We start from the raw sequence: 19,889 nt of genomic DNA, 5'->3' as shown, positions 1-19,889 counted from the left end.
TCTAAATTAGGTTCTCCTTTAAGTTGCGCATATATCGCGATGTTGGAATAATCGACAATGATAAATCATTCAGATTTAACGTTTTACCTTGCCAGTTAAGCGATTAAATAGTCGAAACATCTAAAATATCATACTTATCAGTGCCTACTTGGAGGTGTACACCCGATACGTAGAATTTAGGGATATACAATGGGTGCCTTAAGTTGGTATTTTACAGTTACATTGTTATCTCGCATTAGGAGATAGCAACGGAACTGGGGAAGACTTGAGGGAAGAAGAATGATGTCACTGTCAGAGAATTCCGCCGCAGCAGCAAATCTGTTGTCTGCAATGGCAAATCCCAAGCGACTGATGATCCTGTGCTGCCTCGTGAAGGGCGAAGTTGCGGTGGGCGCGTTGGCAACCAAGGTTGGCTTGAGCCAGTCGGCACTGTCGCAGCATCTCTCCAAACTTCGTGCGCAGAAGTTGGTCAACACCCGCCGCGATGCGCAGACAATTTATTATTCGAGTTCCGCTGAGTCAGTTATGAAGGTTCTGGAGACCCTCGAAACACTGTACACCGAAGCCGAGCCCAAGAAATCGGCTGCTTGATTTTTTTTGAACTGTAATGACAGCGCTGACATCAAGGGGTGTTGGCATGGCGGGACGCTAAAAGCGTCCCGCTCCTGTATAGACGTGATGCGTAATCTAAAGGCTCCCGTCCCGGATATGGAGAAGGTCCGGTCAAAGTGCTCTGGCGATTTTACGCTCCGCCCGCGTAAAAGCAGATAGATAGCATATTCCGGGTGATACAGTTTTCACCGAAAGTACCTTAGCGAATGGGCATGGTCGGTTTCCGTACGCAGGCTTTCCCAATGAACTGACACCACGAATAGCCGAAAGCGCCCGTAGGATTTGCTCATCATGACTGGTCTTGCTTGACCAATGAACTGCGATTGTTAACCTCCCGGTTCAGCCGCGACCGGTCATAGGTCAGGCCGGGAATGGCCTCCCCTGAATTACCGGGGCCAGGGAGATCCTCATGTCAAATCGCCTCAACACCGTGCCCAACGACCTGCGGGCGTTCTGGATGCCATTTACCGCAAACCGCCAGTTCAAGAAGGCCCCGCGTCTATTCGTCGGCGCCAAGGACATGCACTACACCACGCATGATGGCAGGCAGGTACTGGATGCGACGGCAGGTCTATGGTGTGTGAATGCTGGCCACTGCCGCCCCAAGATCACCGAAGCGATTCGGGAGCAGGCTGGCGAACTCGACTACGCGCCCGCTTTCCAGTTGGGTCATCCCAAGGCGTTCGAACTTGCAAATCGCCTTGTCGATATCGCACCCGAAGGTCTGGATCATGTGCTCTACACCAATTCTGGCTCCGAATCGGTCGATACGGCGCTAAAAGTTGCGATTGCCTATCATCGCGCCAAGGGGAACGGTGCCCGTTTCCGATTGATTGGTCGCGAGCGCGGCTATCATGGCGTCAACTTCGGCGGCATTTCCGTTGGTGGCATTGTTGCTAACCGCAAGATGTTCGGAACGCTGCTAACAGGCGTCGACCATATGCCGCACACGCATCTGCCGGGGAAGAATGCCTTTACCCGTGGCGAGCCGGAGCATGGCGGCGATCTTGCAACAGAGTTGGAACGCATCGTGACATTGCATGACGCGTCAACCGTTGCGGCGGTAATCGTCGAACCCGTGGCCGGTTCTACCGGTGTGCTGATCCCGCCGAAGGGCTACTTGCAGAAACTGCGCGAGATCTGCACCAAGCACGGCATTCTCTTGATATTCGATGAGGTCATCACCGGCTATGGCCGCCTCGGCGCACCGTTCGCCTCTCAGTATTTCGACGTGAAGCCGGATATCATGGTGACCGCCAAGGGCCTCACCAACGGCGTCATCCCCATGGGCGCCGTATTCGTGACTGCCGAAATTCACGATACCTTCATGAACGGCCCGGAACATCTGATCGAATTCTTCCACGGCTATACTTATTCCGGCAATCCGATTGCCTCTGCTGCAGCACTCGCCACGCTTGATACCTACAAAGAAGAAGGCCTGCTGACCCGTGCGCAGGAGATGGCCTCCTACTGGGAGGACGGCCTGCATTCGTTGAAGGACTGCAAGAACGTCATCGACATCCGCAATATCGGACTGATTGGTGCCATTGAACTCGACCCCATTGCCGGAGAGCCGACGAAGCGTGCCTTCAACGCATTCCTGGCGGCCTATGAGGATGGTCTGTTGATCCGCACGACCGGCGATATCATCGCAATGTCGCCGCCGTTGATCATCGAGAAGCATCATATGGATGAAATCTTTGGAAAGCTGCGGACGATCCTGAACAACAATATCTGACAAGGCGTGCGGGCGGAGGCAAAACCTCCGCCCGTAAAAATGTCACAACCAGCCGCGCCGCTTGAAATACAGAAATGGCAGCGCCGCAGACAGGATCATCAGGACAACCGCCCAGGGATATCCCAACTGCCACTGCAGTTCGGGCATGGCCTGGAAGTTCATGCCATAGACGGACGCAACCAGCGTCGGCGGCAGGAACACGACGGACGCGACCGTAAAGATCTTGATAATCTGGTTCTGCTCCAGATTGATCAGCCCCAAGGTCGCGTCCAGCAGAAAGTTGATCTTGCCGGACAGGAAAGTTGCGTGATCGCCGAGCGATGTCGCATCCCGCTGCAGGAGCTTGGCCAGTTGCCGTGTCTCTTTCGTCGGCTTGCGGCTCTGCGTTTCAAGTGCAGAATGGTAGGCGACAAGCCGGGAGATGCTGACAAGGCTTTCACGGATGCTACTAAGAAAATCACCCTTCTGGCCCAGCTGGTCGATCAGCGATTGCAGGTCGCGTTCTTTCTCGCTGGATTTGGCACTCTTTCCTCGAAATACTTCGCGCGAGATACCGTCGATCTCATTGCCCATCCGCTCCAGAACATCAGCCAGGCGGTCGATGATCGCCTCAATCAGGCCCAACATGGTTTCCTCGCCGGAAACATAGTTCTGCCCATTGCTGCGCATGGCACGGCCGGCGAACATGAGAAACGGCTTGGCTTCCGCATAGCGGACTGTCACCAGCTGGTTACCTTTCAGAATAAACGTTACCGGCGTCTTGGCGGGTGCATCGCCATCCAGATTGGTCAGCGCTGTCATAGTCATGAACTCGGCGCCATCTTCCTGGTAGAGACGCGCGGAAAGCTCAATCTCCTCCATTTCGTCCCGTGTCGGCAAGGAAAGACCGAGCGCAGCTTCGATAAAGGATACCTCCGATGCAGAAGGCTTCAGCAGGTCATACCATTGCGCCGGGGCTGGCTGATCGGCAGCGCTGGCAGAAAAGTGATCACGCAGAACAAGGCGGTCTGAGGCACGCTCGTAGGTACGCAGCATGGGCATGCTCCTTTACAGGCTAATCTTGCCTGCGGGGAGCAAAAACGCTATCCGACAGGCAGGAAAAATGATGTCGATTGTCGACTGTCGGAGTCCATTTTAGGGTTCCTTGAATGAGATGAAGAACTCATCACGATCGCTGACATGCGCCCGAACTGATCGCAGGTCAAGACGCTTTCGGCCCTGAAATCTGAAGGGAGTGCCGTGAGACGCATGAGATACTTAACCTTTCTCGTCCTGCCTTTCCTATTGCTGGAAACAGGAACCGCGTGGACGATCGATTGGGGCAATGCGGGCCGCAGTACGGAGGTGAAGCCGGTCCCAGGCCAGAGCGTGCCACTGCCACCAACAAATGGACCTCAATTGCCGGATGGCAGCTTCAATTGTGACACTGTGACCCGGATGTCCTGGGAGCAGAGCACCGCGCTTGAAAACAGCAACGTCGGCCCCCGGCAGGTCAGGCGCTGTAGCCGCGACGGATTGAGCATCGAGGTAACACCGCCCTCCAATTGAGGGAAATAAATATTCATATATTCTAACTCAACTAAAAACAGATAGACCCGTTACTAGGCGATCGTTAAGCAGCCCACTGGAAAGGCAAATGCGCATTTTCTGCGCAGAATTTGATATTTTCTTGCTTTCTAGTCTCTGAATTTCTACAAAAGGTTGCCGCCTGAAAGCCAAAAATGGCTCGGGTGATTGGCTGCACTTCCACTCGTCTTGGCGCCGAAGGATTCTGCCTTCGAGACACGAGTACTGGAAGAGCGTGGTCGTCAGAATGGGCCAGACATTGGCCCGACCCAAGGAGAAGAACATATGAACCTCAAGACCTTGCTCACCGCAACAACTGCAGCCTGCCTTCTGCTGGTACCTGCCGCCCGCGCCGACATTGTGATCGGTCTCATTGCACCGGTCACCGGTCCGGTTGCAGCCTATGGCAATCAGGTCAAGAATGGCACAGAAACCGCGATCGCAGAAATCAATAAGAAGGGCGGAATTTTGGGCGAAAAGGTCGTCCTGAAGATTGCCGACGATGCGGGCGAGCCAAAGCAGGGCGTTTCCGCAGCGAACCAGTTGATCGGCGAAGGCATTCGTTTCGTCGTCGGCCCGGTCACTTCCGGCGTGGCCATGCCTGCGTCCGATGCGCTAGCCGAGAACGGCATTCTCATGGTCACCCCTACGGCAACAACACCTGCGTTAACGAATCGCGGCCTGACAACGGTTCTACGTACCTGCGGACGCGACGACCAGCAGGCGGAAGTCGCGGCAAACTACGTTCTGAAAAACCTGAAGAACAAGCGCATTGCCATCATCAATGACAAGGGCGCCTACGGTAAAGGTCTGGCGGACGCCTTCAAGGCCACGCTCAACAAGGGCGGCGTCACGGAAGTGCTCAACGACGCCATCACTCCCGGCGACAAGGATTTCAGCGCATTGACAACACGCCTGAAGGCCGAGAACGTCGATGTCATCTACTTTGGCGGCTACCACCCGGAAGGTGGTCTTTTGGTCCGGCAGCTGGCCGACCTCGGCATCAAGCCGTTGATCATCGGCGGTGATGGACTGTCGAATACGGAATATTGGACGATTGGCACCAAGGCTGCCGCCGGCACGATGTTCACCAATGCATCCGATGCGACGAAGAGCCCGAACTCCAAGGCCGCCGCAGAGGCGCTAGCCGCCCGCAAGATCCCCGCAGAAGCCTTTACCCTGAACGCCTATGCGGCTGTCGAAGTCATCAAGGCGGGCATTGAAAAGGCCAAGACAAAGGAAGATGCGCAGGCCGTGGCAAAGGCGCTGAAGTCCGGCGAAAAGATCAAAACAGCGATCGGCGACCTGACTTACGGCGAGACCGGCGACCTCACATCCCAGACCTTCGACCTCTTCAAGTGGGAAGACGGCAAGATCGTCGCTGCAAAGTAAACCTGACAGTGGGGCGGCTTCCGCCGCCCCACCTCTACAATCTATTGCCGTCGCATTTATCGTGAATCGGCTATAGTCTCCTCGCACTGCAAGATGACCAGGAGACAGAGAAATGCGCCTTGAGACCTATATCGATCAGGGAACAGGGCGGGAGCCCGCCGATATCGTTCTGAAGGGCGGCCATTTCTACGATCTCGTCACTGGCGAACTCGTGCAGTCGGATATCGCGATTTGCGGTGATCGCATCGTCGGCACCGGTGAAACCTATCAGGGAAAAAAGGAAATCGATATCTCGGGCCAGATCGTGGTGCCGGGTTTCATCGATACCCATCTCCATATCGAAAGCTCGCTGGTCACGCCGCATGAATTCGACCGCTGCGTTCTGCCCTATGGCGTAACCACCGCCATTTGCGATCCGCATGAGATTGCCAATGTCATCGGCACCGAGGGCATCCAGTTCTTCCTCGATTCGTCGCTTGAGACGATCATGGATATCCGTGTTCAGCTTTCCTCCTGCGTACCAGCCACGCATCTGGAAACCGCAGGCGCCGATCTTCCCATCGAGCGCCTCCTGCCCTTTCGGCATCATCCGAAGGTCATAGGGCTCGCGGAATTCATGAACTTTCCCGGCGTGATTCATAAGGATCCAGTCTGCATGGCAAAGCTCGAGGCGTTTCAGGGCGGCCATATCGATGGTCACGCCCCGCTCCTGTCCGGCCTTGGCCTGAACGGCTACCTGTCGGCAGGCATTCGCACTGAACACGAATGCACGACGGCCGAAGAAGCCATGGAAAAGATCCGCAAGGGCATTCACATTCTGGTGCGGGAAGGCTCGGTGTCCAAGGATCTCCACGCGCTGATGCCCATCATTACGGAACGCCTGTCGCCCCACCTGGCGCTGTGCACGGATGATCGCAACCCGCTGGATATCGCCGAGGAAGGTCACCTGGATTTCATCATCCGCACGGCCATCGCCCACGGTGTGGAACCGCTCGCCGTATACCGCGCAGCCTCCATCTCAGCCGCACGCGCCTTCGGCCTGAAGGACCGCGGGCTGATCGCACCCGGCTGGCGCGCAGACCTTGTGGTGGTCGATAACCTGGCCAACTGCAAGGCGCAGATGGTGTTTTCCGCGGGTCGACTGGTGAACGACGAATTGTTCGCAACCCGCAAGCCGGTGGAACCCGTGGGCCTGGATAGCGTGAAGGCGCGCATCGTCAAGGCAGCGGATTTCTCCGTTCCCGCACGGCAGGAGGAGCAGCCGGTCATCGGCGTCCTGCCGGGCAAGATCATCACCGAGCATCGGCGTTTCCGCCTGCCCTCGTCGGGCAATCAGAGCACGGTAGATCTCGCCAACGATATCATTCGCGTGGCTGTCATCGAGCGGCATGGCAAGAACGGCAATCACGCCAACGGTTTCGTGCAGGGCTTTGGCCTGAAGAAGGGCGCCATCGCCTCCACCGTCGGGCACGATAGTCACAACATCTGCGTCGTCGGCGTGTCCGAAGATGACATGGCGCTTGCCGCCAACCGACTCGGCGAGATCCGCGGCGGCTTCGTCGTGGTGGAGGATGGCAAAGTGACCGGCGAAATCGCGCTTCCGGTCGCGGGCCTCATGAGCCTTGAACCCTACGAGACGGTTCGCGACATTCTTCATGAACTGAGAAAGGCTGCCTACGCGCTCGGAACAACCTTGACAGAGCCCTTCCTTCAGGTCGCCTTCCTGCCACTGCCAGTCATTCCACACCTGAAGATATCGGATAAAGGTATGGTGGATGTCGACAAGTTTGCCCTGATCGGCTGAGGCTTGGCCGAGGCTATTGCTTGTCGCCGCCCGGTGTCAGGGCGGATACAGCAGAGTGAGCCGCGGACGTGGCGGTCGCCCGAATGGTGCTGGCAATGGTTTCTACCCGGCCAATCTGCTGGCGGAACTCTTCCAGCGCCCTGCCCCGCAATGTCGTGCCCGCAGGCATCTCAGCCTTGGTCGGATCCTTGTAGGTGTCGCCGACGCGCAGTTCGTAATAGAGGTGCGGTCCGGTGGATAGCCCGGTCGAGCCCACATAGGCGATCACCTGTCCCTGCGCCACGTGATCGCCAACCGTCAGCCCCTTCGGCGTGCCCTCAATGTGGGCATAGGTCGTGGTATATCCGCCATCATGCTGGATGCGGATATATTTCCCGTATCCGCCTTCGGAATCGATCTTCACCACAACACCGTCGCCCGCCGCAACGATCGGCGACCCCATAGGCGCACGATAATCGACCCCGTTGTGGAATTTGCGGGTTCTGAGAATTGGATGCACCCGCCAGCCGAAACCATCACCCAGCTGACCGGCAGAGACGGGCTTGTGCATCAGCGTCTTCGAGACCGAGCGTCCCGCATCATCGAAAAACTCGGGCTTTCCGCTATCGGAGACGTAGCGGTAGAAACGGCGGTCCCTGCCCTTGCCCTTCAGCGTCACGGAAACAAGCTCCTGCTCGCCCCGTTCTGCAGTGCGGAATACAAAATCCAGCTGCGGTACATCGGCTGTTTTCGACCAGTGAATGCCATTGGCGCGCAAAAGCTGAACGATCTGCAGGCTCACCTTTACCGGCACGTTTCTGCGCGCCAGATGCTCGATCAGCTTCGGATAATCGGCTGCAGCATCCTGCAACGCGGCAACATCCTTCGGCACGGCCTGCGCAGGCCCGGAACGCGCCTCTGCCGCCTGATGCGCCAGCGCTTCGGCCACCATGCGGTCATAGGGCCGGTGATCGGTTATCAGCTGGAAGTGGCCATCATCGCAGCGCGCCAGAAGACGTTCCCGGCCATCTGTCGCCATATGACGCGCAAACAGGATTTCCGAAAGGTCTGGCTGGGCAGGACGTTGACCGATGATCAGGTCGAGCTGTTCGCCCTTGCGCACGACATCGGCACCCAAACCAGAGGCGAGCTGGGCAAAATCCTCCTCGGAAACTCCGATGACGCCTTTGATATCGCGCAGCCGTTCCGCCTGGACAGGCAAGGAAATAATCCGCTTCACGAGCATCGCCTCCTGCGCGGGGGTCACGGTAACATTGGACTGATCTGCGGCAGGCACCGCCTTTGGAGCGTCCGCAGCATAGCCGAGTCCAGAATGACGCACCAATTGCCGGGCATCCAGCGCATCCTTGAGAACCAGATCGAACGGGCTGGAGCCCGTATCTGCAACCTGCGCGACAGCCGAAGCGCTGGAGGTCGCCGAACCGGGTGCATTTTCATTCAAATCGAGAGAAATATCGAAGTAGGAGGTCTGCGACATCGAACCATCGCCCATCCGCTCCACGAGATCGAGCGTTTCCGGCCGACCGGTTCGGGGCATCCACAGCCGAGCCTTCTTCGGGCTGGCGACAGACTGCCTCCGTGCGCGGGCAAGCACAACGGGCTTTTTCTGCTCCGGCCCTGTGGGAGGAGCAACATCCGAAAGCGGCTCGACAAGTGCGGTTGAGCTTAGAGTGACCAGAAGAGCGGCGGCGATGGCACATCCGCTGTTGCGCATCCAGAACCGTCGCGCTTTCAGTCGAGAAACACCCGGGGCAAATTCATCGCCAACGCAACTCTCATCGCGCACAGCAATTGCGCTTGCCCTTGCATCCATGTGGAATGATCCCGCCGCCGTTAAAGAGTTAAGCAGACGTTATCATTCCACATGGCAAAAATGTGTCGGACCTCGGGCTCTGAACAGGAGATCGCGCTTATCCGTTCAGAAAGCGTCGACGAAGCTCCTCATCTAGCCGCCGCTCGACGGATTTGCGATACCGCACCATGAACTGCTCGATACGCTCTTGAACCCAGACAAGGGGGCTTTCGAGTAACCGCTGGAAATTATGCATTTCCGTCTCCTTTCTTTGGAATCTTTGCTGTGTGGCTGCACTCTGCTTATGCCAGAGACAAACAGGAAGCCGGTAGACCGTTCCTCCAGCATGATTGCACAAAAATCCGAAAGGCCAGATTTATAAAATTGCAAGACCGCACATATATGGAAGAAAATCGAGAGAGAGCCCCCATTAAGTGTACGGAAATCCGGCCATATCAGAGACAAGTCAGATGCATCAACTTCAAACGCTTGCGGATATCATTGCACGACACACCGAGAGTGACGGAGTTTTTGCAACCGAAATTCCTCGCCTGAGCCTTGTGCGCATGTCCAAGCGCACTGAGCCTATGCAAGGTGTCCAGCACCCTTCGCTGTGCCTCATCGCGCAGGGAACCAAGCAGGTGCTGCTGGCGGACGAAGTGTTCGAATATGGACCGGCACGTCACCTCATTGCCTCGGCGGACCTGCCGATCACCGGACAGGTGATCGAGGCGAGCCCGGAAGAGCCCTATCTCAGCATCAAGCTCGATCTGGATCTGTCGGTGCTGGGGGCGATGATGATTGAAATGCCGCCCGCGCCTGAAACCTTCACCACCGCGAAAACCTGTGGCAAGGCAATCTGCCTCAGTCGAACCGATCCACAACTGCTGGAGGCTGCCGTGCGCCTTCTGCGTTTGCTCGATACGCCGGAAGACATCCCGTTTCTGGCCCCCCTTGCCGAGAAGGAACTGCTGTACCGCCTGATGCGCGGGGACCAGGCGAAGAAGCTTCACCGCATGCTCATGCCGGAAAGCCGTTTGCAACAGGTCAATCGCGCCATTGCCTGGATCCGCCAGAATTATGCAAAGCCCTTCAGCGTGGATCGCGTGGCGCAGGAAGCGCGCATGAGCACATCTTCCCTGCATGAGCATTTCAAGGAAGTGACCGCCATGAGCCCGCTGCAATATCAGAAGCAGCTTCGGCTTCAGGAAGCACGGCGATTGATCCTGTCGGAGGCGCTGGACGCGGCGAGTGCGGCCCACCGCGTGGGCTATGACAGCCCATCGCAGTTCAGCCGCGAATATCGTCGCCTGTTCGGAGCGCCGCCGATACAGGACGTATCCCGCCTGAAGACCGAGCCGGCCAGCTTTGCGCCGGCATCCGCCTAGAGCATCGGGCGAAAAAGTGGAATCCGGTTTTTCGCTAAACCGATGCGTCGACAACAAATTTAGAGCGGCGGGCCGTTTCCGATTAGTCGCCCGACGCTCTAATCTTATCCGTCAAAGCTTGGCGCAAAATGCATCCAGTGCGTCAAGCTTTACGACCTTCTCTTCCATTGCCGGGGCAAAACCCGGCATCGCAAGCGGCGTCGCTGACGCAAACTGCGCAGGCAATAGAAAGTCCTGCACTGAGCGCGTCAGGTTGAACACGAAGAGCAAACGCTCATCGCCCTTCTCCCGCACGAAAGCGAGAAGATCGGCCTGCGTCTCGAGGAAGGTCAGGTCACCATCGTAGAGGCTTGAATGCGCCTTGCGGAAGGCCAGCGTCTGCCGATAGTGGTGGAGAACAGAATTGGCATCCGTTTCCTGCGCATCGACTGCGAGTTTTGCATGTGCAGGCGGAACGGGAAGCCAGGTCTTAGCCCCCGGAGAGAAGCCGCCATGCGGTGCCTTTGCCTCCCACACCATGGGCGTGCGGCATCCGTCACGACCCTTGAAGGCAGGCCAGAAGCGAATGCCGTAAGGGTCTCGCAGATCCTCGAAGGCCAGTTCCGCCTCTTCGAGACCAAGCTCCTCGCCCTGGTACAGGCAAATCGACCCGCGAAGGCTGGAAAGAACGCTGATGGCGAGTTTCGCAATGCGCTCGCGCTCATCCGGCGTCTCCATGAAGCGCGTCACGTGGCGGATCACATCATGGTTGGAGAAGGCCCAGCAGACCCATCCATCGGTCACGATTTCCTGGCACTTGGACACGACACTGCGAATATGATCCGCCGTGAAGCGCGGGCTCAACAGGTCGAACGTGTAGCACATGTGCAGCTTGTCATTGCCGCTGGTGTAGATCGAAAGCGTCGATAGCGAGCGATCGCCATCGCCGACTTCGCCCACGGTGGTGCGGCAATCATACTCATCGAGAAGCGAGCGCAGCTTTTTCAGGAACTCGATGTTTTCCGGCTGGCTCTTGTCGTAGAGATGGTTCTGCATCGAATAAGGGTTGGTATCGGTCTCCAGACCCGTCGAATCCGGATCGTAGACCTTGGGCGGGTTGTTCCGCAGTTGCTTGTCGTGGAAGTAATAATTCACGGTATCCAACCGGAAACCATGCACGCCCCGGTCCAGCCAGAACTTGACGGTCGCCAGAACCGCCTTCTGCACATCGGGATTGTGGAAGTTGAGATCCGGCTGCGAAATCAGGAAGTTGTGCATGTAATACTGCTTGCGCACACCGTCCCATTCCCAACCCGGACCGCCGAAAATCGACAGCCAGTTGTTGGGCGCCGTGCCGTCAGGCTTCGGGTCGGCCCAGATATACCAGTCCGCGCGCGGATTGGTTCGGCTCGCCCGGCTCTCGATGAACCATGGGTGTTGGTCCGAGGTATGCGAGATGACCTGGTCGATGACCACCTTTAGCCCCAGCTTTTCGCATTCGGCCATCATCTCGTCGAAATCGGCCAGCGTGCCGAACATCGGGTCGACATTGCAGTAATCGGAAACGTCATAGCCCATATCGGCCATGGGCGAGGTGAAGAAGGGCGACAGCCAGATCGCATCCACGCCGAGCGAGGCGATGTAAGGCAGGCGTTGCGTTATCCCTTTGATATCGCCGATGCCATCACCGGTCGTATCCTGGAAGGACCGTGGATAGACTTGATAGATAACCGCGCCGCGCCACCAGTCGGGATCGCCCTTGCGTGCCGTCACTGTCGTCATGCCTGCTCGACTCCTTCAATCGTTTCGTACATCCGGTAAACTAATCAGAGTAGGCGAAAAGACAAAGGCAAAGCGGTGGATGTTTGGCATCAATTTTAGAATCCGCATAAAAGCAGCCCCAGCCGACTTGTCATACAGCTTCGCCCGTCCTATTCCCGGATGAACGGGTGGAGACGGCAAGATGACGAAGCGAGTTCTATCGATCGGCGAGTGCATGGTGGAACTCTCGCAGGCAGGTCAGGGCCTGCTGCGCAAAGGCTTTGCAGGGGATACGTTCAATACTGCCTGGTATCTGCGTGCCGTGCTTTCGCAAGACTGGCAGGTGGATTACCTGACGGCGCTCGGCGACGACCCGCTGTCCGAGGAGCTGCTGGCCTTCATGCAGAAAGCCGGGATAGGCACAGGCCCCATTCGTCGCATTCCAGGCAAGACGCCCGGTCTCTACCTCATTTCCCTAAAGGATGGCGAACGCACCTTCAGCTACTGGCGTGATACATCCGCCGCCAGACAGCTTGCCGATGATGCCGACCATCTGCGCAAGGCGATCGAAAGCGCTGACGTGCTCTATTTCTCCGGCATCACACTCGCAATCCTCACGCCGCATGCGGCAGATACGCTTCTGTCTGAACTGCGCCGCGCGAAAGCAGTGGGCAAGCATGTGATCTTCGATCCCAATATCCGGCCTCGTCTGTGGAACGACAGGCAGCGCATGCTGGAGACGATCACGGCCGGTGCCGCAGCCTCCACGATCGTACTGCCCAGCTTCGATGACGAGGAGACGCATTTCGGCGATGCCAATGTGGCCAAAACGATCGAGCGCTATCAGGCGGCGGGCGTGCAGCGCGTTGTCGTCAAGAACGGTTCGCAGGGAGCCACGGTCGCAGAAGGCTCTCAGCGCACTTTTGTGCCTGCCGTGCCTCCGGAGAAACTGGTGGATACCACCAGTGCTGGCGATAGCTTCAACGGCGGTTTCATCGGCAGACTGCTGGATGGAACACCGTCAGCAGAAGCTGCGGCACATGGCGCGGCGGTCGCCTCCGTGGTCATTGCCCATCACGGCGCCCTCATCGAGCCCGCACTTCTCCCCTCCTGAGACTTGTGACATCACACTGTAACAGAACGCGCAGATAGAAGCATCTGTCAGGCCATTTCGGCGCGAGTCGAGCGCCTTTGGTGGTTTGCCGGATCAAGGGGCGCGAGCATGACCAGGATCACCATCGTCACCGATGCATGGTACCCGCAGATCAACGGGGTGGTTCGCTCCATCGAAAATACCAACCGCGAACTGGCACGAATGGGCGTTGAGGTTTCCATGATCACGCCGCAGGGATTTTCCAGCATACCTTGTCCTACCTATCCGGAAATCCGGCTTTCCGTCGCGACCTATGCGTCTGTTGCCCGCGAGATTGAAGCCTTCGGGCCATGCTCGGTTCACATCGCCACCGAAGGCCCTCTCGGTCTGCTTGCCAGACGCTGGTGCCTGAAGAACAACATGCCCTTTTCCACCAGCTATCACACCCGTTTCCCCGAATACGTGGCAGCCCGCTTCCCTATTCCGATCCGCTGGTTGCGCGCCTTCGTTCGCTGGTTTCACAATGCGGGCAACGGCTGCATGGTTGCCACTGCAAGTCTGGAACGAGAGCTGGCAAGGCTTGGCCTTCGCAATCTGTGCCGCTGGAGCCGGGGCATCGATCAAGCCCTGTTCCGGCCAATGCCGCAGGAAGCCGAACCCTTTGGCCTTCCGCGCCCCATCTTCATGACTGTCAGCCGCCTCGCTATCGAAAAGAACATCTCTGCCTTCCTCAGCCTTGATCTGCCGGGCTCGAAAGTGGTGGTTGGGGACGGGCCGGAACGCGCCAATCTCGAGCGACAATTCCCCGATGTCCATTTCACCGGCATGAAAACCGGCGAGGATCTGGCGCGGGCCTATGCGCAAGCCGATGTCTTCGTCTTCCCCTCCCTGACCGATACATTCGGCAATACTATTCTGGAGGCGCTCGCTAGCGGCGTGCCAGTGGCAGCCTATCCGGTGACCGGACCAATCGATATCATCGGGGACCGCAGCGGTGCAGGCGCCCTCAATGAAGACTTGCAGGCTGCTTGCCTAGCCGCCTTATCCTGCTCGCGTGAAGATGCGCGTCGCCTCGCGGAATGCTATTCATGGCAGGCTGCGACCCGGCAGTTCCTGGAAAATGTGATGTCGATCTGCCACGCGGGAAAGCTGCACCACCTCTCACAGGATCCTCGTTAGAAGATTTGGACGGAAGGTGAGCGCGGCCAGCCTTCTATCAGCATCGCTTAACACCTGACGAGTAATTCTGAAACAGACCTGTTTTTGTTGATGGGGCCGTTGCCGAACAGCGAGTTTGGCATATCGTCGCCCAACATTAAGACATTCATTTCAGGAAAGAGTAAGCCACCATGGCGCTGAGACAATCGCTGACCACTTTTAAAGGCGCGGGACTGATGCTCAATATCGTGATCGGAGCCGGGTTGTTGGCGCTACCGGGCATGGTTGTGCGCGAGGCGGGCCACCAGGCGATCTGGGCGTGGGGCCTGTGCGCGCTCGTCGCTGTTCCGCTTCTGCTCGTCTTCATCCTCATGGGCATGCGCTTTCCCAATGCAGGTGGAATAACGCATTTCGCCCAGCTTGCTTTCGGACGCAAAGCCTATGCGATAGCTTCGGTCATCCTGCTCGGAACGTTCCCTTTCGGCATGCCGGCGATTGCCCTGACGGGAGGCCATTATTTGGCCGAAGCCTTCGGCGGCACGCCCACCCTCTACGCAGCGGGGCTGATAGTGGCCGCAGCGGCTTCTCATATCCTATCCACTGATATGGCCGCCCGGCTGTCTGCGGCCATTGCATCTATAGTGCTGGTCAGCCTGCTCTGTCTCATGGTCGTCGGCCTGGCGACGGTAGACTGGTCGGCGGGCAGACCTCAAGTCGCCAGCATTGCTGAGCTTGATGTGAAGACTGTTCTCGCGCCGTTCATGATGATCTTCTTCGCTTTTACCGGCTGGGAGCTGGCGGCAGGGCTTTCGGAAGAGTTCAAAAATCCGGCGCGAGATTTTCCCCGCGCCATGTTCCTTTCCTTCATCGCCGCCTGCATCCTCTATTTTGGCATGGCGCTGACAGCGCAGAGCATTGTCATAACCGGCTCCTATGAAGCTGCCTTTTCTTCCATCCTTGCTCATGCAGTCGGCGAAAACGGACGCATTATTATGGCTTTGCTGGCTGGAACGATCATCTATGCCAACCTGATGGGATGCATCTGGGCCGTTTCACGGATGGTCTATGCGCTCAGTCGCGAGGGGCTTCTACCGATACGGCTGCACACGACATCGAAGGGCGTTCCACTGTCGTCGGTACTTATCATCTGCCTGTTGCTTCTCTGTGTCGTGGGCGCAGATGCCGCGGGTCTCATCCATCTGGGGCTGATGCTGGAACTGGCCGCGCAGAATTTCCTGCTGCTCTACGGCTTGAGCGGTCTGGCACTTTTGAAACTATCTCGCCGCATTTTCGATCGGCTCGCGGCGCTGCTGACAGTCGGCCTCGTTCTCGTGTTGATGATTGTACAGGGACAATCGCTCTTCTACCCCCTTGGACTGGCGCTGGCCGGAATCGTGCTGGCACGACTAAACTCCAGTCGCCCGATCTTGCGCCAGACGATGCCTGCGGAGTGAGGGCCGAACGCCCTCACGAAAAGAGCGCCGTTTAGAGCGTTCAACGCTTCTTGCGCTTGTGCTCGTACGGATTTTCCGCCGACTTGAAGTGGATGCGAATCGGTACGCCCGGCATCTGGAAGTCGGCGCGCAAACCGTTGATCAGATAGCGGACATAGGATTCCGGCAGGGCATCTGAACGGGTGCAGGAAATCATGAAGGCAGGCGGCCTAGCCTTGACCTGCGTCATGTATTTCAGACGAATGCGGCGCCCAGAAACAGCCGGTGGCGGGTGCTGAATCTGAGAGCTTTCCAGCCAGCGATTCAACCTGGCGGTGGAAATACGCTTGTTCCAGACCATGTCCGTATCGATGATGTTCTGCATCAACTTGTCGAGACCGTAGCCGGTCTGTCCGGAAATCGGCACGGCACGAATGCCTCGTGCTTGCGGCAGCAGGCGTTCCGTCTTCTCGCGCAGGTCCGTTAGGAACGCCTGCGGATCTTCGACGAGATCCCACTTGTTAAACGCCAGCACCGCGGCACGGCCTTCACGCAGCACCAGATCGACAATCTGCAGATCCTGCTTCTCGAAGGGGATCGTTGCGTCGAAGACGATGACGACGGTTTCGGCAAAACGAATGGCGCGCAGCGCATCGGCAACCGAAAGCTTTTCCAGCTTTTCCTGAACGCGCGCCTTGCGGCGCATGCCCGCCGTATCGAACATCTTGATCGTGCGGCCACGCCAGTCCCATTCAACGGAAATGGAATCGCGCGTAATGCCCGCTTCCGGTCCCGTCAGAAGACGGTCTTCGCCTAAGAAGCGATTGATCAGCGTGGATTTTCCGGCATTGGGACGCCCGACGATCGCCACGCGCAGCGGCTTGGTATCGTCATAGGCCGGCTCGAAATCCTCGTCACTGTCGCCCTCGCCTGCAAAGCTTCCGGCGGAGACATCGACATCCGTCTCGGCCTCGTCATCCTCGTCTTCGTCAAACGCTTTTTCTGGCCCAAGGGCCTCGACAATCGCATCGCGCAGATCGATCATTCCCTGCCCGTGCTCCGCCGAAATCGGCACAGGTTCGCCCAGGCCGAGCGTATAGGCATCGTAGAAACCGCTGTCTGAACCTCGTGCTTCCGACTTGTTGGCAACCAGCACGACCGGCTTGCCACGCCGACGCAGCATTTCGCCCAAAGTCTTGTCGAGCGGCGTCAGGCCCGTCTTGGCGTCGACCACGAACAGAGAAAGATCCGCCTCATCGATTGCCGCTTCGGTCTGGGCGCGCATGCGCCCTTCGAGCGTATCGGGCCCAGCCTCTTCGAGACCGGCCGTATCGATGATGCGGAAGCGCAGGTCCACAAGCTTTGCGTCACCAGGGCGACGGTCGCGCGTCACACCGGGTGTATCATCGACAAGCGCCAGCTTCTTGCCAACCAGGCGGTTGAACAAGGTGGATTTTCCAACATTGGGACGCCCGACAATGGCGACGGTAAAGCTCATTTCAGGTTCCCTTTCCGGGCCTTCTCAAGTCTATCAGGATTTCGCAGCCGGCGGCGCGGAGGATACCAGAGTATCCAGCAAAATCTGAGCACGATTGGCAATGTTGCGCGGCGCCTGGGCGTCGTTCGCGATATCCTCGAACCACTGCTTGGCCTTGGCCGTATCGCCAGCCTTCATGGCAGCAAGACCCAGCACTTCGCGCGCGGAATTCCGCAGCGCGTGGCTGCCCGTCGCCATGGGTTCAACCTCGGCGGCCACCTGGGCATAGGTACTGGTATCGACCATCAGGTAGGCGGCACGCATCTTCGCGACGTCACGCAATACGGCAGGAATCGCGCTATCGGCAGCCACCTGCTGGAACGCCTTGATAGCACCGGCCGCATCACCCTTCTGAGAAAGAAGCGTGGCGGCGCGCATGCGGGCGAGAACCGGATAGGCGCCGGAACCATCCTTCTCAAGCTTTTCCAGAGCGGCAATCGCTTCGTCCGTTTTGTTCTGCTTGGCAAGGTTCAAGGCTGCCAGAAACTGATCGCCATATTGTGATGCATTGTTCGAGTGCCAATATTCATAGCCGCGATAGCCCGCGGTGCCGAGAACGATCAACGCAGCGCCCGCAATGATGAAGGGACGATAAGCGCGCCAGACCCTGCTGATCTGCTCCGAGCGCAGTTCCTCATTCACCTCGCGAATAAAGCTGTCGTTTTCGTGTGCCATACCTTGCTCCGGCCGAAATCGGCCCATTATCTCGAAAGCCTGCCTTCTAACCTATTTTTCACAGGATGTAAGGGGGTGAGTTGCGACGCTTGGGTCGACATATCGAACGCAATAGCCGTTTGCGAAATTGCCTTTGATCAGTTCCAGACTTGGATAAGCCAAATAGATAAACCCCGCCTCGGAAGGCGGGGTGCCAATTATCTCTGCTTGGTATCGCTTGATAATCCGCCACGCAAGGTGGACTTGAGGCGTTCGCTAATAGATCAGCAACGCAGACGTTCCACATATGAACCAATACACCCGAAGCGTCAATATCATAAGTCAAGAGCGTTCCGCATCGCCGCACGAACCTTTTCCATCTCGGCAGGTCCGATCACGATATCGAGATACTTCCGTCTTCCGGTTACAGCATCGCGACCCGTATACGGTAGCGTCAATCGCGAAAGTCCCACAGTCGCCAACATATCCGCCTTCGCCCATTTGGCTCGCCCGTCATAGGGTGGTGGCGGATCAACCGGCAGTTCCACTTTGCATTGATATCTTATGTTTTTATGAGGCGGGGTCTGGCTCAGTGGCACAACGGTACACAGATCAGCTCAGTTTGGCAGTCTGGGCGACACCACGATCGCCAACCGCTCCTTGACCATTTCCGGTGGCATGAAACCCGTTCTATAGTCACAGATGACAATTGAACCCAGTTTAGGATGGAATTTAAGAGCCAAATTTATTATCTGCAACTCATGGATGAAACGAATACTCAATAAATTCTTTAGGTAGAGCCGAATACGAATGTCCGTCAACCGGACAATCTCTCCTCAATCATTTCAGCCTATGAAGCACTACGAACTCTCCCCGACTTTGCCGCATTCTGAATGCAGGAAAGCGGGCCGATTATTGCGACAGGTTCCCATAGTGCGTTTTCTTGCCCCTGCCCTTCTCACATTCCTTGTCGCATTTCCGGGCAACATTCTCGCACAGGACAAACCAAAACAGCTGGTGATAATATCGTTTGATGGCGCCGGAAACAATGCGCTGTGGGAGCGCAGCCGCACACTTGGCAAACGGGTCAACGCGCACTTCACCTATTTCCTCTCCTGCACGCTTGTCATCGATCGCGCCCGCGCCAAAACCTATCAGGGGCCTGGACAGAGGCCCGGAAAATCCAACATCGGGTTTGCCCAGACGAAGGAAGAAGCTCTCACCCGTCTCGATCACGTCTGGAACGCCCGGCAGGAAGGCCATGAGATTGCCAGCCATACCTGCGGTCACTTCGATGGGCGCGAATGGAGCAAGGCCGATTGGCAGCAGGAAATGCGAAGCTTCCGCTCGCTGCTAGGGTCTGCCTGGGCCGATCTCGGTGCGCCGGATAAAGAGCCCGCAGACTGGCGGGATTTTGTGAAGAACGGCATCAGGGGATTTCGCGCGCCCTACCTCTCCACCAGCGACGCCTTGACGGAGGCAGAACGCGACGAAGGTTTCACCTATGATGGCAGCGGCATAAGCAAGGGGCCAATGCTGCCGACACGCGAAAACGGCGTACTGATGTTCGGGCTGCCTCTCATTCCGGAAGGGCCGGAGCACCGCAACATCATCGCAATGGACTATAATCTCTTCATCCGCCATTCGGCAGGCGTGGAAAATCCCAGTCGCTCGGCGGAGTTCGAGGAACGCAGCTATGCGGCCTTTCGTGCCGCTTTCGATCGGCAATATGCAGGCGACCGTATCCCGCTGCAACTCGGCTTTCACTTCGTGGAAATGAATGGCGGCGCCTATTGGCGGGCTATGGAAAGGCTGGCAACCGAAATCTGCCAGATGCAGGATGTTGCCTGCGTAACCTATGGCGAGGCCATACGGGCGCTTGGCACGCGAAATGCGCAAGACCCTTCTAGGTCGTGGTGATGATTTAAGGATTGGGATTCCCAAAAGAGCGCAAATCGGATTCAAAGCTGATTTTGGAGATC

The 19,889-nt window shown here is 57.4% G+C and carries 17 protein-coding genes; 10 read left to right on the top strand and 7 right to left on the bottom strand.

The window, feature by feature from the left end; genetic code table 11:
* Window positions 1–279 precede the first annotated feature (279 nt).
* On the top strand, window positions 280–591 hold the full coding sequence (locus MUU53_RS19710; protein WP_247262412.1) for an ArsR/SmtB family transcription factor: 312 nt from the start codon (window positions 280–282) through the stop codon (window positions 589–591).
* 430 nt (window positions 592–1,021) lie between these two features.
* Window positions 1,022–2,350: an omega-aminotransferase AptA gene (gene aptA, locus MUU53_RS19705; RefSeq protein WP_247262411.1), complete on the top strand. Its 1,329-nt coding sequence runs from the start codon at window positions 1,022–1,024 to the stop codon at window positions 2,348–2,350.
* 42 nt (window positions 2,351–2,392) lie between these two features.
* On the opposite strand, the gene MUU53_RS19700 is transcribed toward aptA, so the two are convergent.
* Window positions 2,393–3,385 (bottom strand): magnesium transporter CorA family protein, encoded by a 993-nt coding sequence (locus tag MUU53_RS19700; RefSeq protein WP_247262410.1) that lies wholly within the window; start codon window positions 3,383–3,385, stop codon window positions 2,393–2,395.
* Between the two features lie 213 nt (window positions 3,386–3,598).
* Between MUU53_RS19700 and MUU53_RS19695 the strand changes: the two genes are divergently transcribed.
* The 3 genes from MUU53_RS19695 to ade all read left to right on the top strand — a co-directional run bounded on the left by MUU53_RS19695 (window position 3,599) and on the right by ade (window position 7,112).
* Window positions 3,599–3,898, top strand: a complete 300-nt coding sequence (locus MUU53_RS19695) for a hypothetical protein (protein ID WP_247262409.1) — start codon at window positions 3,599–3,601, stop codon at window positions 3,896–3,898.
* A 303-nt stretch (window positions 3,899–4,201) separates the two neighbouring features.
* The gene (locus tag MUU53_RS19690) at window positions 4,202–5,308 is read left to right on the top strand and encodes a branched-chain amino acid ABC transporter substrate-binding protein (RefSeq protein ID WP_247262408.1); all 1,107 of its coding nucleotides are present in this window, start codon (window positions 4,202–4,204) and stop codon (window positions 5,306–5,308) included.
* Between the two features lie 112 nt (window positions 5,309–5,420).
* Window positions 5,421–7,112 carry an adenine deaminase gene (gene ade, locus MUU53_RS19685; protein WP_247262407.1) on the top strand — a complete coding sequence of 564 codons (1,692 nt, stop codon included), beginning with the start codon at window positions 5,421–5,423 and terminating at the stop codon, window positions 7,110–7,112.
* Between the two features lie 13 nt (window positions 7,113–7,125).
* Here the strand turns inward: ade and MUU53_RS19680 are convergent, their stop codons facing one another.
* Both MUU53_RS19680 and MUU53_RS19675 read right to left on the bottom strand, forming a co-directional pair.
* On the bottom strand, window positions 7,126–8,925 hold the full coding sequence (locus MUU53_RS19680) for a M23 family metallopeptidase (RefSeq protein WP_247262406.1): 1,800 nt from the start codon (window positions 8,923–8,925) through the stop codon (window positions 7,126–7,128).
* A 97-nt stretch (window positions 8,926–9,022) separates the two neighbouring features.
* Complete coding sequence (locus tag MUU53_RS19675; RefSeq protein WP_247262405.1) at window positions 9,023–9,160, bottom strand: hypothetical protein; 138 nt, start codon at window positions 9,158–9,160, stop codon at window positions 9,023–9,025.
* A 214-nt stretch (window positions 9,161–9,374) separates the two neighbouring features.
* Between MUU53_RS19675 and MUU53_RS19670 the strand changes: the two genes are divergently transcribed.
* The gene (locus MUU53_RS19670; protein ID WP_247262404.1) at window positions 9,375–10,292 is read left to right on the top strand and encodes an AraC family transcriptional regulator; all 918 of its coding nucleotides are present in this window, start codon (window positions 9,375–9,377) and stop codon (window positions 10,290–10,292) included.
* 111 nt (window positions 10,293–10,403) lie between these two features.
* Here MUU53_RS19670 and bglA read toward each other — a convergent pair whose 3' ends face one another.
* Entirely contained in the window at window positions 10,404–12,053 is a 1,650-nt protein-coding gene (bglA, locus tag MUU53_RS19665; protein ID WP_247262403.1) for a beta-galactosidase BglA, read from the bottom strand.
* Between the two features lie 181 nt (window positions 12,054–12,234).
* On the opposite strand from bglA, the gene MUU53_RS19660 reads away from it, so the two are divergent.
* From MUU53_RS19660 to MUU53_RS19650, 3 genes are all read left to right on the top strand, one after another.
* Entirely contained in the window at window positions 12,235–13,146 is a 912-nt protein-coding gene (locus tag MUU53_RS19660; protein ID WP_247262402.1) for a sugar kinase, read from the top strand.
* Window positions 13,147–13,254: 108 nt separating this feature from the next.
* Window positions 13,255–14,304 carry a glycosyltransferase family 4 protein gene (locus tag MUU53_RS19655; protein WP_247262401.1) on the top strand — a complete coding sequence of 350 codons (1,050 nt, stop codon included), beginning with the start codon at window positions 13,255–13,257 and terminating at the stop codon, window positions 14,302–14,304.
* Window positions 14,305–14,474: 170 nt separating this feature from the next.
* Window positions 14,475–15,737: an APC family permease gene (locus tag MUU53_RS19650; protein WP_247262400.1), complete on the top strand. Its 1,263-nt coding sequence runs from the start codon at window positions 14,475–14,477 to the stop codon at window positions 15,735–15,737.
* Window positions 15,738–15,777: 40 nt separating this feature from the next.
* Here the strand turns inward: MUU53_RS19650 and der are convergent, their stop codons facing one another.
* The 3 genes from der to MUU53_RS19635 form a co-directional block, all read right to left on the bottom strand.
* Complete coding sequence (der, locus tag MUU53_RS19645) at window positions 15,778–17,214, bottom strand: ribosome biogenesis GTPase Der (protein WP_247262399.1); 1,437 nt, start codon at window positions 17,212–17,214, stop codon at window positions 15,778–15,780.
* Window positions 17,215–17,247: 33 nt separating this feature from the next.
* Complete coding sequence (locus tag MUU53_RS19640) at window positions 17,248–17,928, bottom strand: tetratricopeptide repeat protein (RefSeq protein WP_247262398.1); 681 nt, start codon at window positions 17,926–17,928, stop codon at window positions 17,248–17,250.
* A gap of 314 nt (window positions 17,929–18,242) precedes the next feature.
* On the bottom strand, window positions 18,243–18,455 hold the full coding sequence (locus MUU53_RS19635; RefSeq protein ID WP_343229127.1) for a hypothetical protein: 213 nt from the start codon (window positions 18,453–18,455) through the stop codon (window positions 18,243–18,245).
* 385 nt (window positions 18,456–18,840) lie between these two features.
* On the opposite strand from MUU53_RS19635, the gene MUU53_RS19630 reads away from it, so the two are divergent.
* Window positions 18,841–19,827 (top strand): polysaccharide deacetylase family protein, encoded by a 987-nt coding sequence (locus MUU53_RS19630; protein WP_377307330.1) that lies wholly within the window; start codon window positions 18,841–18,843, stop codon window positions 19,825–19,827.
* The last annotated feature ends 62 nt before the right edge of the window (window positions 19,828–19,889 follow it).

The organism is Affinirhizobium lemnae (genome assembly GCF_022968395.1).
In the GTDB taxonomy this organism is placed as follows: domain Bacteria; phylum Pseudomonadota; class Alphaproteobacteria; order Rhizobiales; family Rhizobiaceae; genus Neorhizobium; species Neorhizobium lemnae.
This window is presented reverse-complemented; position numbering and strand designations above follow the sequence as displayed.